The organism is Proteiniborus ethanoligenes, from assembly GCF_900107485.1.
Classification (GTDB): domain Bacteria; phylum Bacillota; class Clostridia; order Tissierellales; family Proteiniboraceae; genus Proteiniborus; species Proteiniborus ethanoligenes.
This window is the reverse complement of sequence record NZ_FNQE01000027.1, coordinates 12,827-37,002: the sequence shown is the minus strand read 5'-3', so window position 1 is coordinate 37,002 and position 24,176 is coordinate 12,827. Positions and strand designations below refer to the sequence as shown.

Annotated in this window: 21 protein-coding genes; 16 read left to right on the top strand and 5 right to left on the bottom strand. The window is 34.6% G+C overall.

Annotated elements, in window-relative coordinates:
- Position 1: 1 nt before the first annotated feature.
- The 4 genes from BLV37_RS11365 to BLV37_RS11350 all read right to left on the bottom strand — a co-directional run bounded on the left by BLV37_RS11365 (position 2) and on the right by BLV37_RS11350 (position 3,964).
- Entirely contained in the window at positions 2–892 is an 891-nt protein-coding gene (locus tag BLV37_RS11365; protein ID WP_091731510.1) for an FRG domain-containing protein, read from the bottom strand.
- Positions 892–2,124 (bottom strand): restriction endonuclease subunit S, encoded by a 1,233-nt coding sequence (locus tag BLV37_RS11360; protein ID WP_091731507.1) that lies wholly within the window; start codon positions 2,122–2,124, stop codon positions 892–894. Before BLV37_RS11360 ends, BLV37_RS11365 begins: the two co-directional genes overlap by 1 nt.
- A gap of 12 nt (positions 2,125–2,136) precedes the next feature.
- Positions 2,137–3,687, bottom strand: a complete 1,551-nt coding sequence (locus BLV37_RS11355) for a type I restriction-modification system subunit M (protein ID WP_091731505.1) — start codon at positions 3,685–3,687, stop codon at positions 2,137–2,139.
- A gap of 76 nt (positions 3,688–3,763) precedes the next feature.
- A complete protein-coding gene (locus BLV37_RS11350; RefSeq protein WP_053430236.1) occupies positions 3,764–3,964 on the bottom strand; it encodes a type II toxin-antitoxin system prevent-host-death family antitoxin in 201 nt (66 codons plus the stop codon).
- Between the two features lie 642 nt (positions 3,965–4,606).
- Here BLV37_RS11350 and BLV37_RS11345 point away from each other — a divergent pair.
- The 4 genes from BLV37_RS11345 to BLV37_RS11330 all read left to right on the top strand — a co-directional run bounded on the left by BLV37_RS11345 (position 4,607) and on the right by BLV37_RS11330 (position 10,063).
- Positions 4,607–6,901 carry a phage/plasmid primase, P4 family gene (locus BLV37_RS11345; protein ID WP_176967966.1) on the top strand — a complete coding sequence of 765 codons (2,295 nt, stop codon included), beginning with the start codon at positions 4,607–4,609 and terminating at the stop codon, positions 6,899–6,901.
- A gap of 273 nt (positions 6,902–7,174) precedes the next feature.
- Entirely contained in the window at positions 7,175–8,074 is a 900-nt protein-coding gene (locus BLV37_RS11340) for a phage major capsid protein (protein WP_091731500.1), read from the top strand.
- Between the two features lie 75 nt (positions 8,075–8,149).
- Positions 8,150–8,353 (top strand): transposon-encoded TnpW family protein, encoded by a 204-nt coding sequence (locus tag BLV37_RS11335; protein WP_071441617.1) that lies wholly within the window; start codon positions 8,150–8,152, stop codon positions 8,351–8,353.
- 57 nt (positions 8,354–8,410) lie between these two features.
- Positions 8,411–10,063 (top strand): recombinase family protein, encoded by a 1,653-nt coding sequence (locus BLV37_RS11330; RefSeq protein ID WP_091731496.1) that lies wholly within the window; start codon positions 8,411–8,413, stop codon positions 10,061–10,063.
- A 98-nt stretch (positions 10,064–10,161) separates the two neighbouring features.
- On the opposite strand, the gene BLV37_RS11325 is transcribed toward BLV37_RS11330, so the two are convergent.
- Positions 10,162–11,490 (bottom strand): S8 family peptidase, encoded by a 1,329-nt coding sequence (locus BLV37_RS11325; RefSeq protein WP_091731493.1) that lies wholly within the window; start codon positions 11,488–11,490, stop codon positions 10,162–10,164.
- Positions 11,491–11,715: 225 nt separating this feature from the next.
- Here BLV37_RS11325 and BLV37_RS11320 point away from each other — a divergent pair, with 225 nt between their 5' ends.
- The 12 genes from BLV37_RS11320 to surE all read left to right on the top strand — a co-directional run bounded on the left by BLV37_RS11320 (position 11,716) and on the right by surE (position 24,155).
- Positions 11,716–13,092, top strand: a complete 1,377-nt coding sequence (locus BLV37_RS11320; protein WP_091731489.1) for an MATE family efflux transporter — start codon at positions 11,716–11,718, stop codon at positions 13,090–13,092.
- Between the two features lie 119 nt (positions 13,093–13,211).
- On the top strand, positions 13,212–13,949 hold the full coding sequence (locus tag BLV37_RS11315; protein WP_208975261.1) for a polysaccharide deacetylase family protein: 738 nt from the start codon (positions 13,212–13,214) through the stop codon (positions 13,947–13,949).
- A 151-nt stretch (positions 13,950–14,100) separates the two neighbouring features.
- Positions 14,101–14,913: a peptidase MA family metallohydrolase gene (locus BLV37_RS11310; protein WP_176967965.1), complete on the top strand. Its 813-nt coding sequence runs from the start codon at positions 14,101–14,103 to the stop codon at positions 14,911–14,913.
- 352 nt (positions 14,914–15,265) lie between these two features.
- Positions 15,266–15,955 (top strand): response regulator YycF, encoded by a 690-nt coding sequence (gene yycF, locus BLV37_RS11305; protein WP_091731484.1) that lies wholly within the window; start codon positions 15,266–15,268, stop codon positions 15,953–15,955.
- 4 nt (positions 15,956–15,959) lie between these two features.
- Complete coding sequence (locus BLV37_RS11300; RefSeq protein WP_091731481.1) at positions 15,960–17,762, top strand: sensor histidine kinase; 1,803 nt, start codon at positions 15,960–15,962, stop codon at positions 17,760–17,762.
- 101 nt (positions 17,763–17,863) lie between these two features.
- A complete protein-coding gene (locus BLV37_RS11295; protein ID WP_091731479.1) occupies positions 17,864–18,412 on the top strand; it encodes a hypothetical protein in 549 nt (182 codons plus the stop codon).
- Positions 18,413–18,438: 26 nt separating this feature from the next.
- Entirely contained in the window at positions 18,439–19,881 is a 1,443-nt protein-coding gene (locus BLV37_RS11290; RefSeq protein ID WP_091731476.1) for a YycH family regulatory protein, read from the top strand.
- Between the two features lie 5 nt (positions 19,882–19,886).
- Complete coding sequence (yycI, locus tag BLV37_RS11285) at positions 19,887–20,750, top strand: two-component system regulatory protein YycI (RefSeq protein ID WP_091731473.1); 864 nt, start codon at positions 19,887–19,889, stop codon at positions 20,748–20,750.
- A 125-nt stretch (positions 20,751–20,875) separates the two neighbouring features.
- A complete protein-coding gene (locus tag BLV37_RS11280) occupies positions 20,876–22,132 on the top strand; it encodes a UDP-N-acetylglucosamine 1-carboxyvinyltransferase (protein ID WP_143031512.1) in 1,257 nt (418 codons plus the stop codon).
- 109 nt (positions 22,133–22,241) lie between these two features.
- On the top strand, positions 22,242–23,030 hold the full coding sequence (locus BLV37_RS11275; RefSeq protein ID WP_280140143.1) for an MBL fold metallo-hydrolase: 789 nt from the start codon (positions 22,242–22,244) through the stop codon (positions 23,028–23,030).
- 122 nt (positions 23,031–23,152) lie between these two features.
- Positions 23,153–23,320: a CxxH/CxxC protein gene (locus BLV37_RS11270; RefSeq protein WP_091731468.1), complete on the top strand. Its 168-nt coding sequence runs from the start codon at positions 23,153–23,155 to the stop codon at positions 23,318–23,320.
- An 82-nt stretch (positions 23,321–23,402) separates the two neighbouring features.
- Positions 23,403–24,155, top strand: coding sequence for a 5'/3'-nucleotidase SurE (surE, locus tag BLV37_RS11265; protein WP_091731465.1), 753 nt, complete (start codon positions 23,403–23,405; stop codon positions 24,153–24,155).
- Positions 24,156–24,176: the final 21 nt, after the last annotated feature.

Below are 24,176 nucleotides of genomic sequence, written 5' to 3'. Positions count from 1 at the left end.
ATCACTCACCTACCTTTATGTGATGTTTGCTTTTTATGTATGAAGTCTGATGTTCAAGCTCTGGATACACAAAAGCTTCATTAATACCTATAATATCTAGTTCTTTAAGTATCGATTGTTTGTGCTCTTGCGGAATAACCAATGAGCGTGGAATGCCGTCGCCAAAGTCTTTAATAAGCTGATCCTTTAAATTAAACGTATTCTTAAGGAAATAATCTGGTTTGTCAATGTCTATACCCAGTAGTAAGAAAGCTCCATTTTGCCTTTTAATTCGTTCGTTATTTTTGGGGGCAACAACAGGAATATACTTTGTTCTAAATATGTTCTCGAGTTTTTCATTCTTTTCTTTATAATCTAAAGCATTATTTATTAAACCTTTTTGAACAAAATAGTCGACAAAAGCTTCAATGCTTTTCCCATCATATTCAGCAAGTGCAGCAAAATACTGTACTTGCTTTTCTGTTGGACGCTGTAATGATTCTATGAGAATAAGTATTTCGCCATCTTTATCTTCACAAATTTTGTCAGAGCAGGCAAAGTATAAAGCTATAAGAGGATTTGTTGTAACATCAATTAACCTTGTTGGAAGCCCATAATGCTGCATTTTCACGAGCTGCTCAAAATCAGTCATGTGATTACCAAACTCATATGGTTCTTGCAAAATCAAGTCATTAATTAAAGCTGTTTCTTTACTAATCATGTTATTACGAAAAATACTAGCATTCATTGGAAAGTCAATATTTGCTTGCCCTCTAAATAGCAAAGTGCCTGTTGTGTTGTTTTCAATAATTGTGCTATTATATCTTGAAATCTTGTCGAATAAGTGTCCAACACTAAAAACTGTAGCTTCCTCTTCGAAGGCTTCTTGTACATATTCTTCATAATCAGTCATTATGCCTCACCTACTTCCACTGGTAATTCTCCGCTTATAAGCTTTGGTAAAAGAGTATCTCTTATTTCAGCCAAAACAGCATTTTCTTCTTTTAGTTTTGCAATTTTCTGCTCTATAGGTTTTGCTATTTCTTCAAATCGCAACTGAAGATCCATTGGGGGTACGACCATATTAAACATTTTAAATGCTTCAAACGGTAAATTCTGACGTGTCGTCCCTATAGCATGGTGCTTGATATTTTCTAAAAATTCGGGTTGTTTCATATAGTACTTGAAAAAAGTAGGGGTTATGGTTTCTTTCATTTCGAATACAACATATATTGGACTTACTAACCCAGCATCAAACTCAGTAAGTATAGCAATAGAGCCGATATTTGCTCTGGCAGGGTTGTATGCTACCTGATTCCTCCTAACAACTTTGTAGTTTTTAGTACTTTTACTATAAACTCGCTTTGTAAACACATCTACCGAAGCTTTAAATTCTCCCTCTTTTACAACAGATAGAACAGGATAATTATTATTATCTAAGTTTTTCTTTTTAATCTCAATTATATTATCGAACACATTGGAACATTTCCAACCTTTTGGAACTCCATTCGTTAATTCATCTGTAACATCAGGATGTTTAAAATTAGTAAACCAGTTAAAATATAATTTACTAATAACTTCTTGCAATGTTATAATTCTATCTTCGTTAGATTCTATTTTACAATCCAACGGGTACAGAATATCCACTATTTTATCTTGAATTATTTTGGCTGGTTGTGGAATAAGCAGGTTAGTTATGTTGGATACGCTTATGTTAGCTTGGTTTGCACTTCCGCTTGCACTATTAGCTAACATTAAATTTATTTCCTTCCTGTTTAAAACATAGAATAAAAATTGTTTATTTGTTTTATCTTCGTCTAAAACAACTAATTTTCCTACTCTCTGATTTAAGTAACATTTTTGATTTTTCAGTCTCATTCTACCAACTTTACCTACAGCTGAGTTAGGCTGTGATGCTCTAGATCCAGTCATTGATATAAGAATATCGTTATGTTGGACAATATATGGATTTAAGTCATCTGATGTTATATCCACATACTCACAATCAGTTAAATCAATTTTAGAGCCAACTATATTCTTAATCTTTATAACTGGGAAGCGGCCATTTTTAGTGAATTCAGAGGATTTAAATGCATAACCGTTTTGAATTGTAGCAACTTTTCCGAGAATATCGTAATTATACATATAATCCCTCCTTTAGATTTTCCAACCTATATATTCTAGTTGTTTGCGAATTACTTCATCAAGTTCAGTTGATTCTTTTATGATCTTTGATAATTGTTTTGTTAATCTATCCATTGCTTCCTCGAACGGTTCATTATCTTCACTAATAGGTGCAACACCAATATAGCTAGCAGGAGTCAGATTATAATCTTTAGCCCTGACTTCTTCAAGAGTGGCAACTTTCCAAAAACCTTGCTTATCTTCATAGGTTATTTCTGTACCATCTGCCTTTGTGGCTTTCTTTTCATGATTTCGGAAAGCATGATATATAGATGTAATATCATCAATGGTTTTATCGGTTAGTTTAAGTTGTGTACGGCTATCTTCTAGTGGTTCAGTTTCCATATTGCGTGCATCAATAAAGAGTATCTCACCATGTCTGTCGCGATGTCCATTTTTCAGTTTATTCCTTGTAATAAACCAAAGGCATACAGGAATAGAAGTGGTTGAGAACAAACCACCAGGCAAGGTTACAATACAATCTATTTTGTCATCTTCTATTAAATTTTTACGAATTGTATATTCACTAATAGTAGACGATGATAGGGAACCGTTAGCAAGAACAAATCCAGCTGTACCGCTTGGAGCCAAGTGATATAGCATATGTAGAATCCAAGCGTAGTTAGCGTTACCTGCAGGAGGGATTCCGTATTTCCCCCAACGTGGATCATCAATTAAACGCTCGCCTCCCCAATCGCTTATGTTGAATGGGGGATTGGCCATGATGTAGTCCGCCTTAAGATTTTTGTGTTGATCATTGTGGAATGAGTCGGCATTCTGCTGACCTAAATTCGCATCTATACCACGAATGGCAAGATTCATTTTACAAAGTCTCCATGTATTATAATTGGACTCCTGTCCATAAATTGCAAGTTGACCGTCGATTCGTCCTTGCCTGTCTTTTACAAACTTTTCACTTTGAACAAACATTCCTCCAGAACCGCAGCAAGGGTCATATACTCTTCCATCGTGCGGCTCAATCATATTTACGATTAGTTCAACAACACTTCTAGGAGTATAGAATTCGCCTCCTAGTTTACCTTCAGCCCTAGCAAATTTACCTAGAAAATACTCATAAACTGTTCCGAGAGTATCTTTGTTTGGGTCATTCCCAATTTCAATATTTGCAAGTAAATCAACAAGCTCACCTAAGGCAGTTTTGTCTAGAGAAGCACGAGCAAAATCTTTAGGAAGAACTCCTCTTAAAGATGGATTTTCTTTTTCGATTGTATACATTGCATTATCAATTACTTGACCAATTTCTGGTGTTTTAGCTCTTGCAACAATATTATCCCAACGAGCTTCTTGGGGCACCCAGAAAACATTCTTAGCAGTATATTCATCTTTGTCTTCAGGATCTGCATACTCATCTTGTGAAATTTCTGCATATGCTTTGACAAAGCTGTCAGAAATATATTTTAAAAATATAAGTCCTAAACAAACGTGTTTATATTCAGCAGAATCCATATTATTTCTAAGTTTATCAGCCATTATCCATAAATCTTCTTTTCTTAACTCAGCCATTATAAAACTCCTCCATTACTAATGATGTTAAATGCTAAACATGGTTTTCATGAATTACATACCAAACTGATAGCAATTATATGTCGACACCTTCTTGCTCTTTTAACCTTATATATCTTTCATATGAAATAACAACAGCCTGCGGTTTATTCTGCTTGTTAACAATTACTATCTTGTCTTTTTCATTAACCTCTCTGAATATTCGAGATGCCTGTCCTTTTAAAAATTCAGTAATAGAATGATACTCTGGTATTGGATTTCCTTTTTCATTTACCACATGGACACCTCCTTAAGACAGCCATTTTGAATAATTATATCATAAAATCATTATAATTGTAAATACCTTTGACTAGATAAAAGTAATGACTTTTGATATTATATATTTCTTAAATTTCATTTTAAATAGGTGACTCTGAATCAAACTTTTAGACAAAAAAGTCGGAAAGTCTAATTGAAAAACCCAAAACTACAGCATTCAGCCTCCTTAAACTTAATACCACTTTCGCTCAAATTTGAGCAAAAGCATAAGCATTTCAGCCGTCTTTATCGGAAAAAAGACAGGCTGTTTTTTATTTTAGAGGTTCGAATCAATAGAATTCTTCGCTTATGGATGAGGAAGAAAATTATTTTTAGAAAATCCTCAACTAATGTATTCTACCAAGGCTATAAGGTGAGAGGAAAAATAATCCCCCAATGAAAGCATAGTTTTTCTCTCACTGCTCCTTGACAACTGAATACCCCGAAATGCAAGAGATACTTCAAGCAGAATATGCCATGACGATAATTCCGAGCGTATTCCTTGAAAGATAACGAGGTTTTGTCAAACAAGGCAAATCTTCTGGAACCGTAGCGTTTCGGGTTATTTATATCAGGCAAGGAGGTGAAGTAACTGAAAACAAAATATGATGACTTGCCACAGATGCTTAAAGATAATCCTCAGTTTTGCTGTTGGAAATATGAAGAGCGAAGTGGCAGAAAAACCAAAGTTCCCTATAACCCAGTAACAAGAAAAAGGGCAAAAGCAGATCAGCGGAGTACATTTAAAGATTTTAGTTCTGCGGTTGCTGCTTTAAGTGATTATGATGGTATCGGATTTTTGGTGGGTAATGACATTTGTGTTATCGACTTAGATGATTGCTTTGATAGCAGCGGTAAGCTTAAGCCTGTTGCCCAAAATGTTGTAGAGGCTTTTATTGGTTGCTATATGGAACACAGTCCATCTGGAAAAGGGCTGCATATTTTATTTAAGGCCACAGGCTTTAACTTTGACAAAGCAAAATACTATATCAACAACAGAAAGCTGGGAGTTGAGGTCTATGTATCAGGGGCAACAAACCGATTTGTTACCGTAACAGGCAATGTGTATGCAGATGGTGATATACCGGAGAAATCGAATGAGCTTCAGATGATACTAGACAAGTATATGCTACGTCCTACCCCTGTGAAGCAAATTCTGGATACAGAAAGCCAATCCTATCTGTCTGACAAGTCTGTTATTGAGAAGGCATTAAAATCGGCAAACGGAGAAAGGTTCAAAGCATTATGGCAGGGAGATACATCAGGCTATGCTTCTGCCAGTGAAGCTGATTTGGCACTTTGCGGTATGCTGGCATTTTGGTGTGGCAGGGATATTGGACAGATGGACAGACTTTTCCGAAAAAGCGGCCTAATGCGGGATAAATGGAATAGACCGCAGTCCGGCAGTACTTATGGAATGATAACCATAGAAAAAGCTATCGCAAATGCTACTGAAATATACAAACCAGGTGGTAAGCGTTCATCAGCTGCAGAAGATTTTGGAGAATGTTCCCTTGCTGACTTTAAGCCTGAGAGTAACGGTCGCTACCCTTGGACGGATATTGGGGCAAGCAGGCTGTTTGCTGATTATTATAAATCTTTTGCCCGATATGTTCCTGAAAGGAAGATGTGGTTTTGCTATGAGAATGGTATTTGGATTCCTGATGTCGGTAATCTAAAAGTAATGGAAATGTGTAAATCATTGGCTAATCAACTGCTAACCTATGCTTTGACTATTCAAGATGAACATCAAAGAAAGGCATACATTGACTATTGCCGAAAGTGGCAGTCAAGAAGATACCGAGAAACGGTACTTAAAGATGCACAGAGCGTATATCCCATATCAATGGCTGAATTTGACCAAGACCCGCTTATGCTCAACTGTGCCAATGGAACCTTGTTTTTAATATCCATGGATTTTCGTCCCCACAACAGCGAGGACAGACTTACTAAGATATCTGGTGTTAAATATGACCCGGAAGCAAAAAGCGAGCGATGGGATAGATTTATTCATGAGATTATGAGCGGAGATGAGGAAAAGGCAAAATTCCTCCAAAAGGCCTTTGGCTACAGTATCAGCGGAGACACTCGGTATGAATGCCTGTTTGTTCTCTATGGTGCTACAACTCGAAATGGTAAAGGTACGCTATGTGAGAGCGTTCTTAAGGTATTAGGCAGTTATGGCTGTACCGCAAGGCCAGAGACTATCAGTCTGAAAAAGAACAATAACAGTTCAAGTCCAAGTGAAGATATTGCCCGGCTTGCAGGAGTACGCTTTGTGAATATCTCCGAACCTAGCAGAGGACTTGTCCTAAATGCTGCACAGGTAAAAAGCATGACGGGTGGTGACACCATCAACGCAAGATTTCTACATGAGAATTCTTTTGATTTTTCGCCAAAGTTTAAGCTGTATATCAACACTAATTATCTGCCCGTTATTACGGATATGACGTTGTTTTCCAGTGGCAGAGTGGTAATTATCCCTTTTGAACGACACTTCGATGAAAACGAGCAGGATAAAAACTTAAAACGCGAATTCGCCAAACCGAAGAATCAGAGTGCTATCCTCAACTGGCTAATTGAAGGCTATCAGCTGTTAAAAAAGGAAGGCTTTACTTTACCTGATTCTGTTAAGATAGCAACGGAGGCTTATAAGCGTGACAGCGACAAAATAGCATTATTTTTCGAGGATGCCTTGGAGGAAAATCCTAACAGTGAGGTGCGGACATCCGAAGTATATGCCCGGTATCAGCGTTGGTGCAGTGCCAATGGATGTTATTCGGAGAATGCAAGAAACTTCAAACAGGCATTAACAGCTATCGCCCGTGTAGAACGGAAACGACCACGTTCTGGTGGTGGAATGACCACAATGCTTATCGGATATAGGCTGACAGAAGAAGAATTTCTTCTTATTTAAACACAGTGTAGCAGCTTGTAGCAAGAAAAACAGGTTATATAAAAAATCGCTCTCGTATAGAGAGTTTAGTTTTTACCTGCTACATCTTGCTACAAAGCTTAAAACCACTGAAACCACTGGATACAAGTCCATGTGTTAATACCTACCCCCTAGGGGAGTTCAAATCTCCACACCTTTTCATCTGGACAACGGGCGTGGGGCAACGCGTAAAAAAACGCGGTTTCAAACGGGGTATATACCCCACATTTAATAAAATTTAGGAGGTAAACGATTATGGCAACATCAACAACTTATAATAGAGCGTTTTGGAATGTTATGAAAGGAAAAGAAGAAAACAATCAAAATCTAAGCGAGGGCTTTGATAATGTAGGAGCCTATGTCGCACCAGATGAGTTCAGAGAAGGCTTTAACACTGCTTTGGCAAAGGAGAATGTATTCCGTAGATTTGCTACTGTTATCAATCTATCTTCTGCAGAAGGTAAAATTCAAGCGGTATCCTCAACGGGGACAGCAGATTGGGTTGAAGACGGAGATCCAATTCCCGAAAATGCCGATACATTTACACAGTTTCTGGTGAAATCATACAAGCTGGCATCTCTTGTCAAGCTAAACCGCTCATTCGTCACCGATATGAACTTTAATCTTGAAAAATATCTGATGGGTGATTTTGCGAAGCGTTTTGGCAAGGCTGAGGAAAATGCATTGCTTAATGGAAATGGCACAACACAGCCAACAGGTATCCTTACAGCAGATGCAGATGTAACTACAGCAGATAGTGCTACCATCTCTTTTGACGAGATTATCTCTCTGTATTTTTCATTAAAAGATGAATACCGAAATAACGCTGTGTTTATCATGCACGATAATACATCCATGCTTCTTAGAACCCTTAAAGATACAAATGGCAGTTATCTATGGAATACTTCAGATAACACCATCTTCGGAAAGCCTGTAGTTACCTCTCCATATATGCCTACAGTATCAGCAGGAGCAAAAAGCATTGTATTAGGAGATTTATCATATTACTGGCTGATTGAGCGTCAGCCAATAACAATAAAGAAATTAAGTGAGTTATATGCATTGCAGGGGCAAATTGGATTTTCTGCTTACGAAAGATTGGATGGCAAGCTAATTCAACCAGATGCTCTGAAAATATTACAAATAAAAGCTTAAATAATGGATTAGGCACTGAGTCATCAATTCGGCTCAGTGCCAGTTCCATCAAAACATCGGACAGGAGGTCACGATATGGAAAATCAAAGTAACAGCCGCACAACCAAATCCGATATCGGAGGTACGGTCTATGTGGTGGAATCACGAGTAAGTGATTCAGCAAAGGAAAGTGCATATTCCAAGCTGAAACGACTGATTACAGTCAACGCAAAAAACCTTTCAAAGTTATCAGATAGTTCATATAAACCCACGGAAATCAACTCGACTTCTTCAAGGTAGTACGGTAATATACATAGTGCTAAACCGCTTGAAGACTGTCGGAAATGGAGGATAAAAATGAATAGACAGTCAACATTTAGCACTATACGTAAATCAACATTGGCATTTGAAGAAGCAAAAATTACTGCTCTGTACTGCAGGCTCTCACGTGATGATGAGCTTGCAGGAGACAGCAACAGCATAGTGAACCAGAAGGCAATTCTAAAAAAATATGCTGAGGACAACGGTTTTCGCAACATCGAATTTTATGTGGATGATGGGGTCAGCGGTACAACTTTTGATAGACCAGACTTTAACCGCATGATTGCTGATGTAGAGTCCGGTAGAATCGGAACGATTATCATCAAGGATATGTCACGATTCGGCAGGGATTACCTTAAAGTAGGATATTATACCGAGATTATGTTTCCTGAAGCAGATGTACGATTCATTGCTATTAACAACGGTATTGATAGTGCAAACCAAGCAGACAGTGACTTTACACCGTTTCTTAACATTATTAATGAATGGTACGCTAAGGATACTAGCAAGAAAATCCGTGCTGTGTTCAAATCCAAGGGACAGTCCGGTAAGCCACTCTGCACCAATCCGCCTTACGGTTATATTAAAGACCCTGAAGATAAGTTGCACTGGATTATAGATGAGAAAGCCGCCGAAGTGGTCAGAGATATTTTCCGACTGTGCATGGCTGGCTTTGGACCCACGCAGATAGCAAAGCAACTTGAAAAGCGATGCATTGATACACCTACGGTGCATCTTCGCAAAATGGGTATTAACACTCCAGCAAGACCACCTGAAAACCCATATGCTTGGTCGGCTCGTACCGTATCAGATATTCTGGCTAAAATGGAATATTTAGGTCACACGGTAAATTTCAAGACTTCTAAAAAGTCATATAAGAGCAAAGTCAAGATATTGAACAATCCGGAAGATTGGCTGGTTTTCAAAAATACCCATGAAGCAATTATTGATGAGGGCACTTGGGAAACAGTGCAGAAAATCAGAGATGGCAAGCGAAGACCATCACGATTAGGTGAAATGGGAATGCTTTCTGGCATGATGTTTTGTGCCGACTGTGGAGCAAAGCTGTATCAGGTTAGAGGCAAGGGATGGACACACGATAAGGAATACTTCGTTTGTGCGACTTACCGCAAGAAAAAGGGTATGTGTAGTTCACATCAGATACGTAATGTTGTAGTGGAACAGCTTTTGCTAGAAGATTTAAGACGTGTAACCTCCTTTGCCAAAGACCATGAACAGGAATTCATCCGTATAGTTATGAATAATTCAGAAAAGGAACTTGCCAAAGAACTCCGCCAAAGTCAAAAGGAGTATGAACAAGCACAGACTCGCATTGCTGACATAGACAAAATCATTCGAAAGCTATATGAAGACAATGTGATGGGCAAAATTCCCGAAGAGCGTTTTTACAAGATGTCGGCTGAATATGAAGCCGAGCAGAAGGCACTGGAAGAAAGGATATCCAAATTAAAGCATACCATTGATACAGCAAATGAACAGTCCCTCAATACCGACCGCTTTTTGGCACTGGTTAAAAAGTACACAGAAATTACAGAATTGGATGCAGAAATTATCCGAGAGTTTATTGACAAAATTATAGTATTCAAGGCTGAAAAGATAGATGGCCGCAGAACCCAGCGGATTCAAATTTTCTATAACTGCATTGGTGCTATCGACTTACCAAAATAAACGAAAAAACGGCATAGCCGAATATCAACGACTATGCCGAATTTTTTAGGAATTATAAATCCCTATCTGACCGCTCCTAAATGTGGGCTTTTTTTATTTTAATCACTTAAGTTCAATAGTAAAAACACTAAAAGAAGCACAACAATTATCTCACTAAAGGAGCTCTCAGATGCTACCTTCTCTTTCTTCGGCGGAAAGGGACGTATGGGAGATGAGGGAGGCCTTGAAGGTCTAGTGTTTGGTTTTTCTTTGTCAAGATCTTTAAAGAGTTTTCTTAAATCTATTATCCCTGCTCCTTGGTTTTCATATTTATCCTTAAGGTCTGAACATGAGTTTATAAACATTGATTTTACTTGGCTTGGTGTTAAATCTTTATTTTTACTATATAACAAAGCACAAGAACCAGATACCAGCGGTGTAGCCATAGAAGTACCACTTGAAGTAACATAACCGTCACCAGAAGTATTTGATAAGGACATAATGTTTACCCCTGGTGCTACTACATCTGGTTTTCTTATTCCTTCCTTAGTAGGTCCACGGCTTGAAAAACTAGCTATAGTATCATCACTTATATCTGGAGTCCTTTTATCATCTACAGCCCCTACTGTAATCACATTAGGGCTATTACCTGGAGATAGGATGGTTTTAGCTGTAGGTCCACTATTTCCTGCAGCAACTATTACAGTAAGTCCTGCTTTAACAGCAGCTTCAACAGCTCTTACTAAAGGGTCAGAGTGTACTGAATTATTTGCAGGACTTCCTAAAGAAAGATTTATTATTTTTGTATTGTATTGCTCCTTTGACTTTACAACCCACTCTATAGCAGATACTATGTCAGAGGTATTGCCGCTCCCAGCTTCATCTAACGCTTTAACAGCCAATATGTTAGCATTAGGTGCAACTCCTGTATACTTTCCATTAGATGAAAATCCATTAGAAGCTATTATACCAGCAACATGAGTACCGTGACCATTATCGTCATAAGGCTTTGTTTTATCATTTACAAAATCCTTAAATCCAACTATTCTATTTTTGGGCTTAGTCAAGTCGTTGTGTGGAGCAACTCCTGTATCTATTACAGCCACAGTAATGTTGTCTCCTGTTAGCCCCTTTTCTCGGGGAAAGCTGGCTCCTACAGAGGCATTAGCAATATCTAATAGTGCAAATACTTTAGAATCATAGCTTATATATTCAACACTTGGATCCTTCGATAACATATTTATTTCGTTTAAGTTCATATTTAAAGCAATTGCATCAACTAATGGAAGATTTCTTTTTATTTTGCCATCCATAATATTGGCTAAACTATTAAGCTTGTGAGTATCATTTTCTTTAACTCTAACAATTACAGGAAGCTCTTCATTTGACTGGGTTTGTAGCTTTGCACTTAAAACAGGACATATTTTTGTGATATTCATTCTCCTCATTTTTTTCACCTTCCTATGTTGTAGTGTATGCACTATCATATGAAAATGTTAATGAAATTTGCAAATAAAACCTTATTTGAGAATATAAAAAAGTATGTTATAATAAACAGTAATCTCATATTAATTTTTAGAGAAGCAACATAGTCTCTAAGAGTGAAGAAGCAAACCACTTTGAAAAACTTCAAGGTGGTTAATTTTTTGCTCTTCGGCAAAGGAGGACGTAAGTTGAGAAGAGGTTTGTTTAAGAGGTTATTTAGTGACGGGGAGTTTTATAAGATATTACTTGCTATAGCAATACCTATAGTTATTCAAAACCTCATTGCTTCATCACTTAATATGGTTGACACAGTGATGATAGGCAGGGTTGGAGAATTTGAGATAGCAGCAGTAGGAATAGCAAATCAAGTTTTCTTTTTATTTATCATATTGATTATGGGATTTTATAGTGGAGCAGGTATATTTATTTCTCAATTTTGGGGAAATAATGATGAAAAAAATATTCGCAGAATTTTAGGCTTATCACTAATAATTGGTGTAATAATTTCAGTTATTTTTACAACAGGCGCCTTATTTTTACCTGAACCAATTGTTAGGATATTTAATAAAGATAATGATGTAATAAGATTAGGAAGTGATTATCTTAAGGTAGTAAGCATTAGCTATATATTTACTGCTATTACCTTTGCTTTTAGTATGGCATTAAGATCTATAGGTAAAACTATGCTACCGATGATAGTTAGTATAATAGCGTTGTTAACAAACACGATTTTGAACTATGCATTTATATTTGGAAATCTTGGAGCTCCCGAATTAGGAGTTAAAGGGGCTGCGTTGGCTACTCTTATTGCAAGAATTATAGAAGCCATTGTATTAATCTGCTATGTGTACATGAGTAAAGGTGTACTTGCTTCTAGTATAAAAGAAATGTTTAATTTCAATAAGGAATTTGTTGAGAAATCTTTTAAAACTATAATACCTGTAGTTCTAAATGAAATATGCTGGGGGCTTGGCTCTGTAGTCTATGCCATAGCTTATGGGAAAATAGGAACACAGGCAATAGCATCAATTCAAATAACTACAACAATACAAAACCTGTATATGGTTTTAGTATTTGGTATAGCTAACGCATCGGCAGTGATGGTTGGAAATCAAATAGGGGCAGGGGAAGAAGAGAAAGGAAAAGAATATGCATACCGCCTGTTTGGGCTAGGAGCATTAGTAGCCATAGGAATATCTATTCTCATATGGGTTACGGCTAAAGATGTATTAAACATATTTAAGGTTTCAGAGACAGTACTTTATGATAGCTTGATGATACTTTATATAACATCGTTAATCATGATAGTTAGAGTTATAAATATAATACTAATAGTGGGAGTACTAAGAGGAGGAGGAGATGCAAAATATTCCTTAAAGCTAGAGGCATTCACTATGTGGGGCATAGGAGTACCATTATCATTTATTGGTGCTATCTGGTTTAACTTACCTATATATGGAGTCGTTGCACTTCTAACAGTAGAAGAGGTAGTTAAATGCTTTTTTGCTGTAAAAAGATTGATTTCGAATAAATGGGTAAATAGAGTAATACACGATATTCAATAAAAAATCTCAGCGTATAAATTATATGCTGAGATTTTTTATTGAATATCGAGTAGATAGATTTAATATCTATTATAAGAGAAATATTTCTTTTACAATAAAAAACTAACAGGAGGACCAAAATGTTTAAGAATAGATATAAGTTTAAACCAATAGTTAGTATTATAAGTTTAATCTTAATACTACACTTTATGTTAAATAATAATTGTATTATTACAGCATTTTACGAAAAAGAAGATTTATCAAAAACATATAATATTGTATATAGTGGTTCACGAAACGAAAAAAATATAGCATTAACTTTTGATGATGGACCTCATCCTATTTATACAGAAGAAATATTAGATATCTTAAAAGAGTATAATGTTAAAGCAACTTTTTTTATATTAGGAAAGCATGGAGAAGAGTATCCAGATATTTTACATAGACAAAATATAGAGGGACACGAGCTTGGAATACATAGCTATAATCATATAAACTTAAAGAATCAAGAAGAAAATGTTATAAGGGAAGAATTTAGTAGAACTCAAGATATAATTAGAAAGGTAACAGGAAAAAAATCGAAATTATTTAGACCTCCTTATGGTATATATAATCAAGTTATATATGATATAGTATCTGAAAATGGGGGCAATATGGTTTTATGGACATATTATCAAGATACTAAGGATTGGGGCAATCCTGGAGTAGAAAAAATAATAGAAATAGTATTATCCCAAGCTAGGAACGGAGATATTATTTTATTTCACGATCATAACGAAGCAAAAGAAAATCAAGTGATTGGTGCTTTAAAAATTATTATACCAGAGCTATTAAATAGAGGATATAAGTTTGTGACAATATCAGAGTTATTAAAATAATAGGTTTAAGAGATCTAAATTTGTATAAAGAGAAGATGTAGTTTGATTTTCAAGAACTTTACAATGAAGTTTACATAATGTTGTGCTATAATAATGATGTTCCCTCATAGAAATGTCTTTTCATACATATAAACTAAAAGGGGGAATAATTATGAAAAAGAGATATGCTCTTGTTGTTATGCTAATATTAATAACTACAATAGCCATAGGATTAGTTTATTATAAAGAAACATTGCAGGTATCTTTTTATCCTCTTGCAAAGCATATTGAAAAAATGAGGATATTCAAATATGTACAAGGTTATAAAACTTTTGAAACAGAGAATTTTATCATAAGATATAAAGATGAAGATGAGGAATATGCTAAGCTAACTGGCAAAATAGGAGAAAAATACTATGAGAATATATGCAATATATACGGATATTATCCACCTACAAAAAACAGTATAATAATATATAATGATGAAAAATCCTTATTAAAAAATTTAAGGTTTAATAAGGGTAACACTCCTATTGGGGTTTATTATAGCGGGGTTATCCATATTTTATCTCCTGAGATATGGATAAACAGCTCTGATAATCTAGAGCAAATATATGAGGTTAATGGACCTGTTGTACATGAATTTACACATCTATTAGTTGATGAAATTACAAGAGGAAACTATCCAATGTGGTTGACTGAAGGCTTAGCTTTATATACTGAATATATAACAACAGGCTTTGAATGGGAAAGCTACAATATCACAAAGGAAGACATTAACATTGAGGATTTGGATAATAATTTTCATGCTATAGAGCAAACCTCTGCATACAGAAAGTCCTTTGAGATTGTAAAGGGCATGTCAGACACATGGGGATTTGAAAAGCTAAGAGATGTTCTACAGATATTAGGAGAAGGTACAAGCATAAATAAAACTGCTAAAGCAGTGCTTAAAATTAATTTGTATGATTTAAATAAATTATAAAAACATGAAACAAAAATACAAAGTCAACCGTCTAATAATAGGTTGACTTTGTAAAAAAATTATAGGGTAAGGGGGAGACAGGATTAAACATAGCACTCTACACTATAATACAATATATATTGATATTCTACACTGAACAACAAAATGTGTATACAGGTCTAAAGTCTAGTATTAATACAATGTTTTTTATAACGAATAGGAAAGCTTTATTTTAACATTTTTATTTAAGGAACTTGACCTTAATGTATACAAGCAGGAAAAACCTTTAGAGTATAGAATAATATATTATCTAGACAAAATATTTGATTAACAGCATTAAAGATTATAAAATTCATATAGAGGTGTTGATAAAATGGATAAGAAAATATTAGTTGTGGACGATGAAAAGCCTATAGCAGATATTTTAAGCTTCAATCTTAAGAGAGAAGGGTATGATGTTATAATAGCTTATGATGGACAAGATGCAGTTAACAAGGCTTTAAATGAAAATCCAGACTTAATACTTTTAGATGTAATGTTGCCTAAAAAAGATGGATTTCAAGTGCTTAAGGAAGTGCGTCAAAAACTTCAAATTCCTGTGCTAATGCTTACCGCTAAGGAAGAGGAGGTAGACAAAATACTAGGTCTAGAGCTTGGGGCAGATGATTACATAACTAAGCCATTTAGTATGAGAGAGTTAGTTGCTAGAGTAAAGGCTAATCTACGAAGAACAGAACTGACTAATCAGCTAACAGGAAATGAGATAATAGATTTAGGAGATCTGGTTATTGATATAAACAAATATGAGGTTAGAAAAGATGATAAAATTATTGATCTTACTCAAAGAGAATATGAGCTATTGAAGTTTTTAGCTACTAAATCAGAGCAGGTATTTACTAGAGAGCAGCTACTAGAGGAAGTATGGGGCTACGAATACTATGGAGATATTAGAACAGTAGATGTTACTGTTAGAAGGCTAAGAGAAAAAGTAGAGGATGATTCTGGAGATTACAAATACATCCTAACTAAGCGAGGAGTTGGATACTACTTTAGGAGGGACTAATATTATGTTTAAAAGCATAAGGTGGAAGTTTATAACTGTATATTTCCTCCTGGTTTTTATTGCAATGGTTATAGTTATGGCTTTTATTATAAAAAAGTTTGAGGATAATCATTTAAATCAAACCACTAGAATGATGGAATCACGAGTAAGAAACTTAGTTAATATGTCAAATAATATATCTAAAAACGATGATTGGAATATAGTAAAAGAAGAAATTCAAACAGATGTAAAAAGGCTTCCTGTATATGCAACCGAGGTTATCTATGTTATAGATAATTCAAGCATAGCGCTTATTATAGCCAGTAATTCAAGTAATAACAAAATATTAGGACAAAGTGCTTTTAGTATAGGGCAGATTCAAGCAGAGCTTATTATTGATGCAAAAAAGTACGGGGAGAAGCAGGAAGGCTATAGCTCTATAGACAATGGATCAAATAAAGCAAAGCACTTAGCATATCCTATTTTAACTGAAGAAGGTAAGGTTAAGGGAATCATATATATAACATCGGATATGACAGATATGTATGATACATTAGAAGAATCTAAAATAATATTAATCAAGGCAACCTTGCTTGCCCTTGGGATTACGGTACTGATAGGCTTCTTAATAGCTAGAAGCATTACAGTACCTATTAATGATGTGACGAAAAAGGCTGAAAGAATGGCGAAGGGAGATTTTGACCAAGTAGTTGAAGTAAAATCTGATGATGAAATTGGACAACTAGCAAGCATGTTTAACCATCTAACATTAAAACTAAAAAGCACCTTGGCCGAGGTAAATAAAGAAAAAAGCAAGCTTGACACCATAATCACACATATGGCCGATGGTGTTATAGCTGTATCTTTAGATGGCCAAATCATACACGCAAATCCTGTTGCATTAGATATGCTAAAACTCAAGCATGAAGACCTAAGCACAGTCAAATACGATGAATTGTTTGATGAAAAAAATAATAGAATAACCCTTAGTAGTATTATGAGTGAAAATAAATGGAGAGGAAATGAAATAATACAACTAGATTCAAATGTTTATAATGCAGAGTATGCTCCCCTTATAGATGAAAAGGAAAATATAGGTGGTATGATAATAGTATTCCAAGACATAACTGAGCAGCAAAAGCTTGAAAACATGAGAAAGGAATTTGTAGCCAATGTATCACATGAGCTTAAGACTCCTATAACGACCATAAAAAGCTACACAGAAACTTTAATGGATGGGGCTATTGGGGACAAAGATATTGCAATGAACTTTCTATCAATAGTAGATGATGAATGTGACAGAATGGCAAGAATAGTAAGAAGCTTATTACAGCTATCTGACCTTGACTATAAACAAACAAAATGGAATAAAAAATCTCTAGATATAAATGAGCTACTAGAAAAAATATATTTAAAAATTAAAATGGCTGCGGAAGAAAAGAAACAAGAGATAAAATTGCAGCTAGAGGAAAACATTGGGCATATAACCGCTGATAAAGATGGTATTGAACAGGTTATACTAAATATTATTACAAATGCTATTAAGTACACTCCAGAAAATGGCGTTATTGAAATTACTGCAAAGCCAGAAGGAGAAAAAGTTATTATTACAGTTAAGGATGATGGAATAGGTATTCCAAAAGAAGATATGAGCAGAATATTTGAAAGATTTTATAGAGTTGATAAGGCTAGATCTAGAGAAATGGGCGGGACAGGTCTGGGACTTTCAATTGCAAAACAAATAGTAGAAGCACATAGTGGTGAAATACAAATTCAAAGCCAGTATAAAAGCGGGACTACAGTTGACATAATATTTCCTTTAGAGTAAATAAATTGTGTAATTTAAATTTAATTACCCTGTAATATATCTGTAACAAACATAGTATATAATGAAAATGTAGTATTATGTAGTATAGGGGAGGCATAAATATGTCTAGAAAGTTCCTTACAATGGTATTAGTATTGGCAGCTGTTAGCATCACCAGCGTTGTTGGATTTGCTGGAGGTGGTAGCACGACTCTCAAACAGGCTACCAATGTAGAAGCTCAAAAAAGTGAAAAAGAAATTGACTTAATTGTAAATAGCGAAAATGGAATTCAAACAGAAGAGGATATTGTTTTAATTACTATTAAAGGCAAAGAAGGTTCAAATGTTACTTTGGAAGTTTATTTAAACTCAAATGTTTCTACAAGAGAAGATTTGCAAATAGCTGAAACCATTAAAGATGAAGATTACACATTGCTATTGACAGAAGATATTCAAATAAAAGACCTAGGAACATATTCTAAAGAAATAAAACTTAAAAAAGGTCTTTATAAAATTGTTGCTATAAAAAGTAATGGTATTATTTCTCATATAGACACTAAGTATATTCTTTGTATGGGAACGGATGACGTAGATAAGATATTATCTAATGCTAAAAAGGCACCGCTTATACCTATTACCGATGTTATAAAAACAATGATTAATAGCAAATAATTATATCATCTAGTGGAGATGATAAAATGAAGAATATAGAGAGAATAAAATCTTTTCTATTGGCTTTTCTAGTTTTGACTACAATTTATCTTGCTCAGCAGCTGTGGATTGAATTTCCATCGGAATTATTATCTTCCTTTGCATTTGGACAAGAATCAACTAGTGGGAAAGAATACACTTTGCCAGATTTCATACTACCTGAGAAATACATAGTTAATTTTGGTGGTAAGAATCGGGCAGTATTGTATTTTGATGAGGATTATGAGCTTTGGGATAAAAGTAAAGAGATACTTAAAGTAGTGTTTCAGTCAAAAAACTTAATTATTGAAGAAATAGGCAATGAAGAGCTTGAAAGCATAAGCAAAAGAAGGTCTATTTACTTTTATTTTCCTGATGAGCTATATACATTTATCTTTAGTAAAATGTTTGGTGGAGATATTACATCTTCTATGAATGATTCTGTAAAAAAGATTAATAGCATCTACATAAATTTAGATTCTGCAAGAGATAGTTTTATTGTTCTTGGGGATGATTCTAAATACTATAAGATTAGCGGTCCTAAACTTGATGTAGAGAGCCTGAGAGATGTAATTGATAAAATCAGTAAAAGCAACTATACTAGAGCCTATACAATTACTGAACTATTGGCTGCTGATAATAGTACATATCTTCCACTAGAGATGAATTTTAATCTATCACAGGTATATGTCAGGCAGGAGATCGATGTTAATAGTGAGGTTGAAGAAGATAGTATAGCGAGATTATTTTTTGACAGAGACTTGGCATATATAAGAAGAATTGAAGAAAACAATGGCTCAGTAATATACATAGATAGCCAAAGAACACTAAAGATACATGAAAATGGAACCCTTGAATATTTTAAAGCCATAGAAGCAGATGTAGAAGAGGGAAATCTACACTCTAGTCTTAGCAATTCTATAGATTTTATAAACACTCATTTAGGATGGCCTAAGGATACATATCTCTTTAAGATAGACGAGATTCAATTTGATAATACTAAAGGTTACAAATTTATATTTAAATATAAGATGGATGGATTAACTGTAATTTCAGACTACAGTGGAGAGATAAACTCCATAGAAATTGAAGTGCTGAACAATCAGGTTAGGTCCTATAAAAGGCGTATTTGGGAGCAAATAGGGAAGGTAAAGCCTAAAAGTGGATATAAAAGCATGTTATCAGCTTATGATATAATTGATAAAAACTATAGCTTTATTAAAACTAGGTATATTGAAGATAATGAAATAGCCATAGAAGAGGCAATAGATATTGATTTAGACGAAGCTGTTAAATCATCCATTAAGGATGCCTATTTAGTATATTATGATAACCTAGCTGAAGAAAATCAAGTTTTAAAGCCAACATGGATAATAGATGTGGCAGGTTATAGCTATATATTTGATGCTTATGATGGTTATGTAGAAAACGGGGGGAATCCAAGGCAATAAATTCATTGGATGGTGAAGTAAATATGGACTGGTCAAAGGCGAAAAATATTCTTATAATTGCCTTTATCATCACAAATGTTTTTTTGGTCTATGTGCTGATAAATAGCAGAAGTATAGATGCCCCTATGGTAGGAGAAGGCTTTATTGAGGATGTGAAAGTTTTTTTACTAGAAAAAGACATAAAATTAGCTGTAGAAATTCCTAGAAATATACCTTCTTTACCACTATTCAGTATGAAATATGAAACCTACGACCCCCAAAATATAGCCAACAAATTCTTAGGCGAAAATTACACTACTGAGACTATAAAGGGAAATGTATATTATATAGATAATGAAAAAAAAGTTGCAGTAAGAAATGGCAACGAAATTATATATGAAGATGAAGGTACAAGGCACAGGTTTAATAGCTTAACAACTCAAATGGCTAAGGATTTAGCTGAGGAGTTTATCAAGGATATGGGATTCGATTTAGGAGATTATAGATTAAGTATAGCAACATATAAAGAAGGGGCTTACTATATCGAATATACTAAAATCATTGATGACTATTATTTTGAAAAGAGCTATATGAGGTTTAATATTGGTTTGACTGGTATAAATAAATTTGAAAGATATTGGATAGAGTCTGCAGAGCCTTATGATTCAACAAAGATAACCATCATGTCTGCGCCTAGAGCTTTACTTAAGCTCCTAACCATGGAAGAAATATTTGGAAAGACAATAGAAGATATATCAATATGTTATTATTTAGACCCTCAAAAGTATATAGGGGCCAGCGACCCTAGAAATACGAAAGGTGGAAAGGCTGCCCCAGTTTGGCGAATTGTATTCAATGATGGAACAAAAATATTTTTAGAGGATAATTAAATAAAATAGAGGATTTTGCAAAGATAAATAGAAGAAATATAGTGTTTCTTCTATATTTTTTTGTTTATTAGCCAAAAATTGAAAGAGAGGTGACACATACTGACTTAGGTCAGTAGGTACATAATATGGATAAATTAATAATTGAGGGTGGATATAAACTAAACGGAATAGTTAATATAAGTGGATTTAAAAATGCAGCTTTACCTATTATACCAGCAGCACTATTGGCTGGAGATAGGTGTGTTATTGAAAATCTTCCAAGGATAAAGGATATATATAATATTTCAGAGATAATGTCTTCTATTGGTGCAAGGATAGAATTTGATGAAAGTGGAACTATGGTAATAGACACTAGTAATATGAAGAAATTTGTAGCACCATATGATTTATCTAGAAAAATAAGAGCATCATATTATTTATTAGGTGCAGGTCTTAGTCGTTTTGGAGAAGTAGAAGTAGCTTATCCAGGTGGATGTGACATTGGAACTAGACCTATTGACCAGCATATAAAAGGCTTCGAAGCTCTTGGAGCAACAGTAGAGATAGAGCATGGAGTAATTAAATGTAAAGCAGAAAAATTAATAGGTGCAAAAATATATCTTGATGTGGTAAGCGTAGGAGCTACAATAAATATAATGCTAGCGGCAGTAGGTGCAGAAGGCACAACTACAATAGAAAACGCAGCCAAAGAGCCTCATATAGTGGATGTAGCCAACTTTTTAAATACAATGGGGGCAGATATAAGAGGAGCAGGCACAGATGTAATCAAAATTAGAGGAGTAGACAAGCTTCACGGATGCACATATAGCGTCATACCTGATCAAATAGAGGCAGGCACATATATGGTAGCGGCAGCAGCTACTGGAGGAGATGTAACAGTAAACAACGTAATACCAAAGCATCTTGAATCAATAATAGCAAAGCTTAGAGAAACCTCCGTTGAGGTAATAGAATATGATGAGTCAGTTAGAATAATTTCAGATGGAAAAATTAGAGGAGTAGATGTAAAGACTCTACCGTATCCAGGCTTTCCAACAGATCTTCAGCAGCCTATGGCAGCTATGTTATCCGTAGCAGAAGGCATAAGCATAATAACCGAAAACGTATATGAAGCTAGATTTAAATATATAGATGAGCTAAAGAGAATGGGTGCAAATATTAAAGTAGACGGAAGAGTAGCTATTATTGAAGGCGTAGATTGTTTAAGTGGAGCAAAAGTAAAGGCTACCGATTTAAGAGCAGGTGCTGCCTTAATAGTTGCAGGTCTTATTGGAAATGGGAAAACAGAAGTAGATGATGCATTTCATATAGATAGAGGATATGAAAATATAGAACAAAAGCTTTTAAGTCTTGGAGCCAAAATATATAGGATTAGGGAATAGGTCATAACCTTAAATTTTTACATACTATTTATTTATGTTATAATATTTCTGTAGCTAAATAATAGATTAAGATAAATAGAAAGCAATAGTTGGAGGAAAATATATGTCAATAAAATTTTGCTCACTAGCCAGTGGTAGCAGTGGGAACTGTCAATATATAGAGACGGATAAAGTAAAGCTTTTAGTAGATGCAGGGCTAAGCGGAAAAAGAATTCAAGAGTCTCTCATATCCATAGGAGTAGAGCCTAGTACAATCAATGGGATATTAGTTACCCATGAGCATAAAGACCATATTCATGGAGTAGGTATTTTATCAAGAAGATTTAATATACCTATATATGCTAACGAGAACACTTGGCTAAGTATGAAATCTGAAATAGGCGAAGTAAAAGAAGAAAATATAATGGTATTTGATACAAATAAAATTTTTGAAATAAAGGATTTAAACATTCATCCATTTAATATATCTCATGATTCAGTTGAACCAGTTGGATATAGTTTTTATCATAATAATATTAAAATCAGTATAGTTACAGATACAGGTTATGTAAGCCAAGAAGTAAAAGAAAACATTAAAAACTCTCATTTATTAATGATAGAATCAAATCATGATGTCCAAATGCTTAAGGTTGGCAGTTATCCTTGGTTTCTTAAAAAGAGAATATTAGGAGAGCATGGACATCTTTCAAATGATGATGCAGGCAGATTATTAACAGAAGTAATATCTGGGAACAATGAATGTATATTGCTAGGACACTTAAGCAAGGAAAATAACTTTCCAGAATTAGCATATGAAACTGTAGCAGGAATATTAACAGAAAGTGGAATTAGTATAACTAGTGACATAAGCCTAGACTTAACTTATAGAGACAAACCAACTAAGGTATATAATTTTTAATTATAAAAAGGCTTGACAGAAATAATTGCAAGCCTTTTTTGTTCTAATAATGTTGTAAAAATATTTTCTTTGTAAATACTATATATGAAATACTTATATAAATAATAGTTTGGGGTGGTTAGATGTATGTAGTTTGTAATGATCATCTAGACATAGCTATAGAAGAATTTGTAGAAGCCTATGAACAGTCACCTGATATTTATGAGCTTGATAAAGTGAATTTTACTGACTGGACAAGTCCGCACACATGTGAGTTTTGCGATAGACAGCCTAGATATCTGGTTGTATAAGTAAGCTACTTCTATAAGCTAGTAGGTTTATATTTAATGGGGTAAAGAAAATAATAAACTAAGACATTTTAGGAGGCAAAGTATGAGATTACTTTTAGTTAATGACGATGGTATAGATGCTATAGGTATTCAAGCCTTAGCTAAAGAGTTTGAAAAAGATTATGAACTAATAATAGTGGCACCAGAAGGGCAAAGAAGTGCTTCTAGTCACTCAATCACACTGACAAAGCCTATACTAGTAAAAAGAGTAGAAGTTCCAGGGATTAAATCTAAGTCCTATAGCATATCAGGCTCACCAGCAGACTGCGTAAGGGTAGCATTAGATAAGCTAGTAGATGGACATGTGGACATGATACTTTCAGGTATAAACCTAGGGTTAAATATAGGAGCAGACATATTGTATTCAGGTACTGTATCAGCTGCTATCGAAGGAAATCTCTATAATATACCTTCTATGGCGCTATCCTGTCAGCTAGGAGAAGAACCAGATTGCTTCACAACTGCAGCCAAATATGCAAAGCAAATATTTGAAAAGGTGAAAGAGGATTTAGTAAAGAACAACATAGTTCTTAACGTAAATTTTCCTTGTATTAAAGAAGAAGACATAAAAGGAATCAAAGTATGTAAAATCGGTGGCGTAGTGTATGATTACTACTTTGTTGAAAATAAAAATGGAGAAGATGAAATAACACTTAAGCTAGATGGAAGATACAATGAAAATGTTGAAGAAGGAACAGATAGATATTATTTAAGAAAAGGCTATATAACTATGACACCACTGCATTATGATTTAACAAATTATAAGTTAATGAAAAAAGTCGATACTTGGCTGTAGCTACAATACATTGGAGGCAAC

Coding starts and splice junctions, on each gene's coding strand:
- BLV37_RS11365 (WP_091731510.1), bottom strand. CDS start 892: ATGACTGATTATGAAGAATATGTACAAGAAGCCTTCGAAGAGGAAGCT.
- BLV37_RS11360 (WP_091731507.1), bottom strand. CDS start 2,124: ATGTATAATTACGATATTCTCGGAAAAGTTGCTACAATTCAAAACGGT.
- BLV37_RS11355 (WP_091731505.1), bottom strand. CDS start 3,687: ATGGCTGAGTTAAGAAAAGAAGATTTATGGATAATGGCTGATAAACTT.
- BLV37_RS11345 (WP_176967966.1), top strand. CDS start 4,607: ATGCTTAAAGATAATCCTCAGTTTTGCTGTTGGAAATATGAAGAGCGA.
- BLV37_RS11340 (WP_091731500.1), top strand. CDS start 7,175: ATGGCAACATCAACAACTTATAATAGAGCGTTTTGGAATGTTATGAAA.
- BLV37_RS11335 (WP_071441617.1), top strand. CDS start 8,150: ATGGAAAATCAAAGTAACAGCCGCACAACCAAATCCGATATCGGAGGT.
- BLV37_RS11330 (WP_091731496.1), top strand. CDS start 8,411: ATGAATAGACAGTCAACATTTAGCACTATACGTAAATCAACATTGGCA.
- BLV37_RS11325 (WP_091731493.1), bottom strand. CDS start 11,490: ATGAGGAGAATGAATATCACAAAAATATGTCCTGTTTTAAGTGCAAAG.
- BLV37_RS11315 (WP_208975261.1), top strand. CDS start 13,212: ATGTTTAAGAATAGATATAAGTTTAAACCAATAGTTAGTATTATAAGT.
- BLV37_RS11310 (WP_176967965.1), top strand. CDS start 14,101: ATGAAAAAGAGATATGCTCTTGTTGTTATGCTAATATTAATAACTACA.
- yycF (WP_091731484.1), top strand. CDS start 15,266: ATGGATAAGAAAATATTAGTTGTGGACGATGAAAAGCCTATAGCAGAT.
- BLV37_RS11300 (WP_091731481.1), top strand. CDS start 15,960: ATGTTTAAAAGCATAAGGTGGAAGTTTATAACTGTATATTTCCTCCTG.
- BLV37_RS11295 (WP_091731479.1), top strand. CDS start 17,864: ATGTCTAGAAAGTTCCTTACAATGGTATTAGTATTGGCAGCTGTTAGC.
- BLV37_RS11290 (WP_091731476.1), top strand. CDS start 18,439: ATGAAGAATATAGAGAGAATAAAATCTTTTCTATTGGCTTTTCTAGTT.
- BLV37_RS11280 (WP_143031512.1), top strand. CDS start 20,876: ATGGATAAATTAATAATTGAGGGTGGATATAAACTAAACGGAATAGTT.
- BLV37_RS11270 (WP_091731468.1), top strand. CDS start 23,153: ATGTATGTAGTTTGTAATGATCATCTAGACATAGCTATAGAAGAATTT.
- surE (WP_091731465.1), top strand. CDS start 23,403: ATGAGATTACTTTTAGTTAATGACGATGGTATAGATGCTATAGGTATT.